The sequence below is a fragment of the Campylobacter sp. 107 genome (assembly GCF_002383835.1).
GTDB lineage: Bacteria > Campylobacterota > Campylobacteria > Campylobacterales > Campylobacteraceae > Campylobacter_D > Campylobacter_D jejuni.
In genome coordinates this window covers 1-245 of the sequence record NZ_NXBA01000078.1, presented here as the reverse complement: position 1 = coordinate 245, position 245 = coordinate 1, and the positions used below count along the sequence as shown (strand labels likewise).

At 24.9% G+C, this 245-nt stretch carries 1 pseudogene; it reads right to left on the bottom strand.

Annotated elements, in window-relative coordinates:
* Window positions 1-245: pseudogene (locus BGS40_RS07585) on the bottom strand (glycosyltransferase family 2 protein); the annotation flags it as partial.

Genomic DNA, 245 nt, shown 5'->3' with positions numbered 1-245 from the left:
CCCCCATACCAATTCTTACTAGCTTTAATAAATTCTTCTCCTAATTTATAAGTAAAACATTCTTTTTCTTTTAAAGCTTCATTATAATCAGGATAAGTTTCTAAAGGTGGTAAAGCCAAATTTGGATTTTTCTTTATTTTAAATTTATAAGCCTTTTGTTCTTGTTTATGTGAAATAACAATGCTTAATATTATAAAAGGTAAAGATAAGTAGCCTAATACACTTTTAGAATTTATAATCAAAGC